This window comes from Enterococcus sp. HMSC072F02 (genome assembly GCF_001837725.1).
In the GTDB taxonomy this organism is placed as follows: Bacteria; Bacillota; Bacilli; order Lactobacillales; family Enterococcaceae; genus Enterococcus_B; species Enterococcus_B lactis.
This window is the reverse complement of the sequence record NZ_KV833919.1, coordinates 1-9,290: the sequence shown is the minus strand read 5'-3', so window position 1 is coordinate 9,290 and position 9,290 is coordinate 1. Positions and strand designations below refer to the sequence as shown.

The window sequence follows — 9,290 nt, the reverse complement described above, 5'->3', positions numbered from 1 at the left end:
TTCTTTATTTAAAACTTTGCAACAGAACCATTTACTCAAATATAACGAAGGTATACGAAGTGCATTGATTTATCCCCATACCAATGACAAAATAGAAGCTAAGAATACCCATATTAAACAATGAAACGTGTATCTTATGGATTTAAATCATTTGATAACATGAGCATTTTTTATTTGACTTCTAGTATTCTTTCTTCTTTTAACATAACTTTTTTCTTATTTATCTTCCAAATCTTGGATGGCCTCTTTTTTTTCTTCAAACCAAACTGCACCAACCAACTCTTGCCCAATTTCAAACGATAGCAATCCCCTGGTAGATCGGTAAAAGTGACTTGTCCGGTTTGATCTGTTAGTTCTTGATAGGCTTTTCCATTGCGCCGCAGGGCTTTTTTCCCTTTTTTATCATAGAGTGCGATTGGCGTATGTTCTGCCACGCCTTCTAAGCAAACAGTGAAATCAAAACGCACTTTCCGCAATCGGTAACGGGCGATCACATGATACAATTGATAAATAGCGGCTAAGATCAACAGGGCCGTCCCCCCCAAGATAGCAATTTGTTTCAACTTACGAAAACGATCGCCTTTGACTTGTTTTTTCTCGGCAGCCGGTGTATATGGCACGCGTTTTCCTGTGACTAACAAACGGTGACTATTGATCATATAAGGGGTACAGGTCATGAGCGTCACCAAGTCTTGGCCTGGTTCGATCTTTAAAACCGAAGTCTGATCTGGCGTCACGACTTGGCTGTCAAATACTTCATAAGCCAAGGTTTCCCCTAAGACATTTAGCAGAAAAATATCACCGTTTTTAAGCTCCGGCAGATTGGTGAAGAGTTCCCGTTCTGGCAAGCCACGATGAGCCGAGATCACCGCATGGGTACTTGCGCCACCAACAGGAAAGGACGTGCCATCTAGGACCGTCGCACCTTGTTCCAATAAATCATCATTGGTCGTATCAAATAGCGGTAACTCAATGGCCAAATCAGGAAGATTGATGGTCCCAATCAAATGCTTTTTGTAATAAGCAGATGAAACCGTACCACCATTCGGATTCGCAAACGGATCGGCACCCGGAGCTAACCCGCTGTCGCTCAATTTATTATTTTCTTCCGCCAGTCGCTTGCGTTCGGCTTCAAATTCTTTCTGGCTTTCCTTCAAATAGCGATCGACGCGCACTTGATCGATCACATTATTCAACGCATCGACATAAAAAGGATAGAGCATGGTCAAGATGCCGACCATAAAAATGAGGATGATCGCAATTTGCGAGATCACTTGCCGATTTTTCTTCATTTTTTCGCTCCATTCTCCAGATAATAAGTAACTTTCTTACCGTGCTTTTTCTTCGTGACGTGGCTTAAAACAAACTGCCGATCTTTTAAACGGCGGACCTTGCCCTTAACTGGTTTTGTCGACCCATCGATCGCCTTGGCATAATAACGACCCCCTCTGATCTCAGGGAAAGACACCCATCCATCCACCTGGCTTACAGCAACTGGTTGGCTAGTGACATCTGTTGCCCAACGTTTTTTACGGACTAAGGTAAAAGTCACGCCTGCTTTGGGTTGACCATTTTCCAATAAGTAAAAACAAAAGTCATAACTGTGTTTGCCACTTTGATAATAGACGAACTTGCGATACATCCAATAGAAAATCATGGCAAAGAAAAGCGGGATCAGTAGTAAATACAAGCGAAAACGCCGTTCGACCGCTTTTTTGGTACTGGTCACTTCCTCCGCCATTTCCTCCACATAAGGTACACGGTGTCCAGTGACTAATAAACGATGGGTATTGATGCCATAAGGTGTACAAGTCAATAAGGTCACCAAGTCCCGCCCCGGTTGGATGACCACTTTGTCGATATCCGACGGTAAAACGATCTGGATGTCATCGACCGCATAAGCCAATTTTTCCCCAGCAATGGTCAAATAAAAATCATCGCCAATCACCAACTTTTCTAAATCTGTAAAAAGTTTACGTTCCGTCAAGCCACTGTGGCCTGAGATCACCGAATGGGTACTATTGCCACCGATCGGATAAGAGGTTCCTTGTAAAATCGTCGCGCCTTTTTCTAAAAGAGCAGCATTGGTTTCATCAAATAAAGGTAAGCTGACCGAAATTTTTGGAATATAGATAGCACCCACGGTATGCTCTTCATAATAGGCTTTACCCGGATCTTTGGCATCATCGACCGCATTTTCAAACGGGTCTTCTACCAGTCCCATGCCAGGAATATTGGTCATGTTCTTACTTTCAGCTAGCTCTTTATTTTTTTCGGCCATTTCTTGGTGCCTCTTTGCTTGTTCTTTGGTATTTGTTGCGGCCATCTCAGCCAAATTTTTTTCCATCATCTTTTGGTCATAGTAGGAATTCACCGCATTGGCCAAAAAGGGATAACTGAAAATAATGGCACCGGTCGTAAATAAAATCGCCATTAGCAGTTTTAAAATCAAATTGATCCGTTCGTTTTTTTTGCGCTGATCCATGCTTGCACCTCCTTCTCCCCATTTAAAAGAAAGAAAAGGCAACTTCAAGAAATGAAGCTGCCTTTTGCTATTTTAAAACTATATCTTAGACTTCAGCTTGTGTTTTAGATTTCTTGAACCAAGCGTAAGCACCGATCATAAGAACAGCACCGATAAGTAAGAAGGCATAGATCCCGTTACCACCTGTTGATGGAAGCAGACCTTTAGGCGTGTTAAGAACAGACTTTAATTTTTGACTGCCATATTGACCGTGTTCAACAGTGAAATCGACATCTTCATCAAGTAACACATATTTATCACTTGAAGTCGCTTTTTCTTCTAATTGATAGTCACCATTTTTCAAACCAATTACTTTCAACTCACCTTTGTCGTCAGAAACGATTTTCGTTGCTTCTGCTTCACCAGTCGTCCATTCTTTAAAGATATATTCACCTTTAGTGTTTTTAGCATCTTCAAATATTGCAAAGTTAGAGCCTTGTTTTACGACAAATTCCGCACCAGATAAGGTTGCACCAGATTGCGAATCTTTTTTGACGAATTTATAACCACCTGTACCAAATTTCGTTGGTGGTGTAATTTTATCTTGAGGGTTGTTACCAATTGTTACTTGGGCACTATTGTTTACTAAATCGTCAGGATTTACTTCAGCAGTTAATTTCATTTTGTAAGTAGCAATCAATTGACTACCAGCTAATTTTCCTACATTTTCACTTTGTTTCAAAGTAACAGTAAATCCGCCAGTTGCAGAATCTTCAGCTAATTCATAGTCAGTTCTAGCTACTAAACCAGTTGCTGCAAAAGAATCTTTTACATAAGCAAGTCCAGCAGTTGGCGTATCAGTTACAGAGTAAGTGACGCCATCTTCCAGAATGTCCGCAGGAATATTTAAAGTTAATTTATATTCGATTTCATCGCCAGTTGTAAGGTTATGATATAAAACATTTCCATCAGCACCCTTAACTTCAGTGAACTTATCTAAATTGGCAACTTCTTTTTTATCAGTCTTGGTTTCGTTCTTTGGATAGACTTGAACGTTGGTATTGATTGTATCTGAATATTTGCCATCTTTAAACGTATAGATTGGCATTGCTAAAACGATTGGAGCGGCCTTTGTCGTTACGGAAACATTGCCTGGCGTGCTTGTTTCAACAAACATATAGACTTTATCTTTGTCGTCGTCTTTTAAAGCAAGTCCTTCAAAAGTTGTTTGACCATTGGCATCCGTTTTTTGTTCTGCTTTTGCTACAGTTGTGTAATCTGACGCATTATCAGCAATTTCTTTTGTTGCATCTGCTTGTGACTTACCATCTGCAATCAGAGCAAGATAAGCATCTGTTACATCATAGGCTGTAAAGCCGGCTCCTTTAAGTGGAGCTCCACCAAAGTCCATTTCTTCCCCAGTATTTTGCATGGAACCTTGTGCTGGAGCTTCGCCATCTTTCCAAATTCGTTTATTGATCGTTACATTTGTCGTTGTTGCTTCAGCAGCACTTACTGTTATCGCACCAAACACGCTGGTGAATAAAGGCACTACAAGTAGGGCTGAAAAAAGTGTTTTCCATAATTTCTTCATTTTCTAATTCCTCCTTGATTTTTTGTACAATATTCCAATAGACCTTAGTCTTTTGTACCTTTGATTAATTGTTTCGTACAGAGTGTTTCCGCCATAAAATGATCGCCGTACCGATCAAAAGAATCCCCAATATACCTAGGAAGGATTTTGCTTCACCTGTTTGTGGCAAGCGTTTCTTCGGTTTACTTGGTTTTTTAGGTTTACTTGGTTTTTTAGGTTTAGTTGGTGTCACTGGCTTTTCAACGATTGTTCCCACATTTTTAGGATAAAGGTGAACGGTAGCTAATTCTTTGTCCGTATAGGTTTTACCGTCTGTGCTCATTTCATATACTGGTAAAGCCACTACTAAGGGTTCGGCCGCTTTTTCGACTTTTACCTTTTCAGGATCAGGCAATACCGTTTCAACAATCAGGTAAACCGCATTTTTACCGCCACTGCTTTTAGGTAGTTGGATAAATTTGATTGTGCCTTTTTCATCAGTCAGGCCTTGTTCTCTGATAATTTTTTGATAATCAGCAACATTTTCTTGAATCATTCGAATAGTTGTTGTTTCGTCAGATCCTTTGACCAATTTATAGTAATCCTCTGTAATGTCATAAATCGTAAATCCAACCCCTTCGATTGAATCTTTGGTATCTTGATCGGCCGCTCCCGTATTTTGAATAGTTGCATCAGGTGCTTGGTCCCACAATTGTTTGTGGATCACAATATCGATCGTCCCATCATCCGCAAAGGCTTGTTGCCCCGTAAAGATCCCTAACAGCAAAGTTGAAAGAAGTAAGGTGATTTTGATGAACAATGATTTATTCTTCATCTTAGTTCAACTCCTTTCGATTACGGTAGAAGTAGCAGATCGTAAGAGCACCTGCTGCTGTGACAAGAGCTAAGGCTACTATGATGAAAGTCTGTATACCTGATCCGCCGGTTGCTGGCAGTTGTCCTTTGGGTGTATTAGCAACCGTCAATTCGATGACGTTATTGTCCTCATCTTTTAGATTTACTTTGATAGCATCTTTATCAAGATCTTTACCATCATAAGTCACGTCGCCGACAGTTCCGTCCGCATTTATAGTGACCTCGAAAGTCCCTTCTAAAAGGACAAACCCTTCTGGTGCTTTCGTTTCTTTGATAACGTAAGTTCCTGGACGAACACCGTAATGATTACCCGAAGCATTTAAAAACTGACCGGTTCCTTCATCATTGGTCTTCAGAGTAGCCAAAATCGTATTGGAATCCTCTTTTGTGGCTAAGCTGAATTCAGTATCTGCTAATGGTTTGTTGCTTTGCGAGTTCTTTTTAAGAATTGAAAAGTCAAAATCACGCAGTTCATTGTATTTGATCAAAACAATCTTATTATCACTCGTTAAATAGAAACCATCTGTCATTGGTTTTGAGTTAGCGGTGATTTCTTTGCCATTTGCATCAAGTAGTTTCCCAGCGCTATCGATTTGGAACTTAAAGACTGTATCATCTTTTTTATAGCCTGTCGGTACCGTCGTTTCTTCCAAGCTGTAATAGCCTGGTGCCAGTCTAGCAAAAGATTTGGCATCACTTCCGATCAAATCATCACCGACAACTTTACCATCATTCGTCCACTTATCTTCATATTGCTTCAACGTAAACTTCGCACCGTCTAATGTTTTACCACTATCTTTATTATATTTTTCAACCAATAAAGGACGTTTGGTAAACTCATTTTCAATGGTGTACTTGATAGTGTTGTCTTTGATTTCAATACCCGTTACAGCATCGTTGAAGGTTACTTTACCTTCTGCACTAACGTTGACTTTCCAACTAGTTGTAGTAGCCGTATGTCCAGCTGGTGGTGTAACTTCTGTCAATGTATACTCAGTATTTAATTGCAGCTTGTACTTATCATCAGACAACGTATAGGTTCCATCCCCGTTGTCCTTAAGTTCAACGCCTGCATTTGGCAAACTACCTCCACTTAGTCTAAAGACTGCTCCTTTAAGAGGTGTCTTTCCTTGATCAGAAATTTTAGTGATCTCTAAAGCAAGTGGTGTGTAGATTTTTTTATTGGTCCAAATGGTTTTAGCAGCATTTCTTGAAGATTCATAGCCATTGACCGTTGCTTCTTCAAAGCTATAAGCAAAATCTTTCCCTTTGTTGTTGAATTGTGGCAACCAAAGCGATTCAGTAGCTCCTTGTGTTTCTGCTACTTTTTCAATATTGGTCTTTTCCCAGACATTAGTATCTGTAGCAACATCGCTTTTAGAAAGACGAATAAAACCTTGCTTCCAAGAATTGCTCTCTGTGGTATCTTTTCGGTTCAAGGTGAAATCAAGAGAATCGGGACGTTTACTCGTATCCTTATCGTATTCTTCCCAAATCTTTTTCAGATTAAGTTTCACCCCCGGTGCCTTTGCGGAAGGAACGCCAAAGTCTACTTTATTATCCGGATTGTCTCCGTTTGGTGTCAAAGTTGTTTGACCATTCATCGGATACCATTTTTCCGGCGTGAAATCTTTATCTTCTGTATTGATACGCACTTGATAATGGATCTGAATTTCTTGATCTTTGCCTAAGTTCAACTCAGTAGTGGTCACTTTACCATTCGACTGGTTTACGGTCGGTAAATTCGTTACAGCACTATTCCCTGTACTGATGCTCTTCACAGTTGGAGTGCCTTCATAAGAGAACTGATCACCCAAAGAATCATTGATCGAACCATTGACTATGGTGTTGAAAGATTTCACTACATTTTTAGCTTGTTCATTCAAATAATCAGAAACATCGCCTGTTGTTTCAGCATCTTTGTATTTACCCGGTGTAGCGATAAGACTTGCTCTATCGCGAACTTGTTGTTCAGTTAAAAAATCTCTATCATTACTCAGCTGAATTCCCAGCGTGTGGATAGTTAAGCCCGCATCTTTGGCGATTTTAGCTGCTCCTAATGTGGCCGGCCAAGTACTATCAATATTTGTTCTATTTCCCCAAGAACCAACCTCATAACTACTATTGAGTTTAGAGGTATTGCGTGGTTCATCCAATGTATTACCGAATTCAGTAGCATAGGTAGTCCCATCAATCGTTTGCGCAGCGGTTACCTTCTTAGAAAAAGTAGGAACCCCATCGGTCAATACGATCATCATTTTGTTTTCATTGGAGCTTCCCGCAAGCATCTGCTGACCTTGCTCGATCCCGATTTGAGTGTAAGTTCCTCCTGTAAATTTTGGTTTTAAAGCATCATTGATTGCATTTATGTGGCTAGTATCCGAAGCTTTACCTATCGGTACAGTAAGATAACCGTTAGGCCCTGTTACATATCCTGGACTAGAAAATCCGACTAAACCAACATTGACGTAATCCCCAATGCCTGCATCTTTAATGGTTTGCAAGAAATTTTTCACACCATTTCTGGCTGCACCAGCACGATCATTCCAGCCGTTACTTTGACTCGATTCCATACTTCCTGACATATCCACTACCAAAACAATATCAACTGGTTTGATATCTTGTTGCTCATTACCTTTTACATTCAAATATACATCGTAAAGCCCTGGTTCACTCGTTTCTTTGGCATACTTCCGAATGGCAAAATCTGTTTGTTTTTCACCATACTGGATATAAGAATGTGTTGTGTCTGATGGATCACCATTCCAGCTAGTTACACCATCCCAAGTGGCAAAGTTGCGTTCCTTGTTACCTTGGTGGTTGATCACATTTGTTTGCCCAGCTGGTTGCCAGCTATTAGTCGGAAAAGTTCCTTTTGTAGCATCTGTCGTATATTCTGGCGCAATATTGCTGTAATTAATGGAAGAAAATGCACTTATTCCACTAAGATATTCAAGATTGCTAGCGCCCACTACTACCCGAGAGGAATTTATCTCAGACGACGTTGCTTCACTGGCTTCTTCCGTTTGTGCAGTCGTTTCGGTCTCTTGGCTACTGGTGATTTCTTCCGCTGTTGTCGGAGAAGTAGCACTTACTTCTGTCGTTTCTTGTGTAGCCACTGCTGGTAATTTCAACGCATGCGGACCTTCTACTGCACTAGTCAAAATATTCTTGTTAATAGTGACAGCTTGTGTTCCATCCGTTTTCGTTGCATCGGCTTGAATTTCAAGAGCTACCTTGGAGACATTTAGCACCGTTGTGAATGAAAGAGAACCCTGCGATTGTTTTGAAAAATCTTTTTCCGCAAACCATTGGTCATCATCAACAGCAAAACTGGCATCTTCATTAAAAGCTATTGCTTCTCCATCAGCCGTCACTTTAAATTTCAGTGCTTGATCATTGCCATCACTTGCGACATCTTTTTCATACTGTAATTTCCAATTTAAAGAATTTCCATCTGATGAAACAGAGGAACTGACTTTTAAACCTGATTGATCTACGATTTTATCCGGCTGAGTTTCTATAGCCTGTGCGATACTCGAATAAGCAGTCAAGATTTGCGGGATAAAGCCCATCAAAATAGCAACCATCATAAACCAGACCGATTTTTTCTTCTTCATTTCTTCCCTCCTCTAAAAAACATGATATCTATTCTTAAACAAAATTTAAATAGCAATACCTAAGATTTGATACTGCCATCTAAATTATAAACAATTTATAGCGATAATACCATTGTTATCTCTTTCACATTCCTATGCTTTGCTGTATCCGCCACTGTTTCCATGCAACTTTTATGATGTCTTGATAATAAATGACTACTCTAAGAAGAAGCGCACCCACGATTAAACTGAAAACGAGCCGTAACACTAAGGAAAAATCTTTTCCAATATCTTCAACTCACTTGAGAAGGCACTTACCCTTCAATTCCGATTTTCACAGAGATATTGTCTAGCAGAAATAAAAATGGATAGGTCGCTTTTATCGTATAAGGTACCGTATCTCCAAACACTTCTTTTTACCCTAATGATGAATTTTGTATCATATACTAGCCTTGAAATTGTTTATTTGAGTAATCTTTGAGCTCTGCAACTGCTTCAGCTGTCAATCCACTTTTCTGTTCAATCTGATAATTGACTTGTTAGTGATAAGTAGTGATTGTTTGAATTCGATATCCGAAGACAACAACACTCAAAAAAACGTTACAACCTTGTTGAACATCATGATGTTCAACAAGCTATCTTGCTATACAAGGATGTTTTAGAAACGAAAACAATAATTTGACACTAATCCATTTAAGAATGCTGCTTGAGAAATTTTTATCAAATGACACTACTCAAATTCCTAAAATGGTTCTGTTGCGAAGTTTGAAAATCAAAC

The 9,290-nt window shown here is 39.7% G+C and carries 5 protein-coding genes and 1 pseudogene; 1 reads left to right on the top strand and 5 read right to left on the bottom strand.

Annotated elements, in window-relative coordinates:
• Window positions 1-168: pseudogene (locus tag HMPREF2731_RS15230) on the top strand (transposase); the annotation flags it as partial.
• Window positions 169-170: 2 nt separating this feature from the next.
• Here HMPREF2731_RS15230 and HMPREF2731_RS02795 read toward each other — a convergent pair.
• The 5 genes from HMPREF2731_RS02795 to HMPREF2731_RS02775 form a co-directional block, all read right to left on the bottom strand.
• Window positions 171-1,292 (bottom strand): class C sortase, encoded by a 1,122-nt coding sequence (locus HMPREF2731_RS02795; protein ID WP_010724946.1) that lies wholly within the window; start codon window positions 1,290-1,292, stop codon window positions 171-173.
• On the bottom strand, window positions 1,289-2,485 hold the full coding sequence (locus tag HMPREF2731_RS02790; RefSeq protein WP_070872280.1) for a class C sortase: 1,197 nt from the start codon (window positions 2,483-2,485) through the stop codon (window positions 1,289-1,291). The genes HMPREF2731_RS02795 and HMPREF2731_RS02790 overlap by 4 nt, the downstream gene beginning before the upstream one ends.
• 85 nt (window positions 2,486-2,570) lie before the next feature.
• Window positions 2,571-4,058 carry a SpaH/EbpB family LPXTG-anchored major pilin gene (locus tag HMPREF2731_RS02785; RefSeq protein WP_070872279.1) on the bottom strand — a complete coding sequence of 496 codons (1,488 nt, stop codon included), beginning with the start codon at window positions 4,056-4,058 and terminating at the stop codon, window positions 2,571-2,573.
• A gap of 64 nt (window positions 4,059-4,122) precedes the next feature.
• On the bottom strand, window positions 4,123-4,872 hold the full coding sequence (locus HMPREF2731_RS02780; protein ID WP_070872277.1) for a pilin N-terminal domain-containing protein: 750 nt from the start codon (window positions 4,870-4,872) through the stop codon (window positions 4,123-4,125).
• Window position 4,873: 1 nt separating this feature from the next.
• Window positions 4,874-8,533, bottom strand: coding sequence for a SpaA isopeptide-forming pilin-related protein (locus tag HMPREF2731_RS02775; protein ID WP_070872275.1), 3,660 nt, complete (start codon window positions 8,531-8,533; stop codon window positions 4,874-4,876).
• Between the last annotated feature and the right edge of the window lie 757 nt (window positions 8,534-9,290).

Bases quoted from the DNA above. Each gene is read 5' to 3' on its own strand.
- HMPREF2731_RS02775 (WP_070872275.1), bottom strand. From the start codon at position 8,533: ATGAAGAAGAAAAAATCGGTCTGGTTTATGATGGTTGCTATTTTGATG.
- HMPREF2731_RS02795 (WP_010724946.1), bottom strand. From the start codon at position 1,292: ATGAAGAAAAATCGGCAAGTGATCTCGCAAATTGCGATCATCCTCATT.
- HMPREF2731_RS02785 (WP_070872279.1), bottom strand. From the start codon at position 4,058: ATGAAGAAATTATGGAAAACACTTTTTTCAGCCCTACTTGTAGTGCCT.
- HMPREF2731_RS02790 (WP_070872280.1), bottom strand. From the start codon at position 2,485: ATGGATCAGCGCAAAAAAAACGAACGGATCAATTTGATTTTAAAACTG.
- HMPREF2731_RS02780 (WP_070872277.1), bottom strand. From the start codon at position 4,872: ATGAAGAATAAATCATTGTTCATCAAAATCACCTTACTTCTTTCAACT.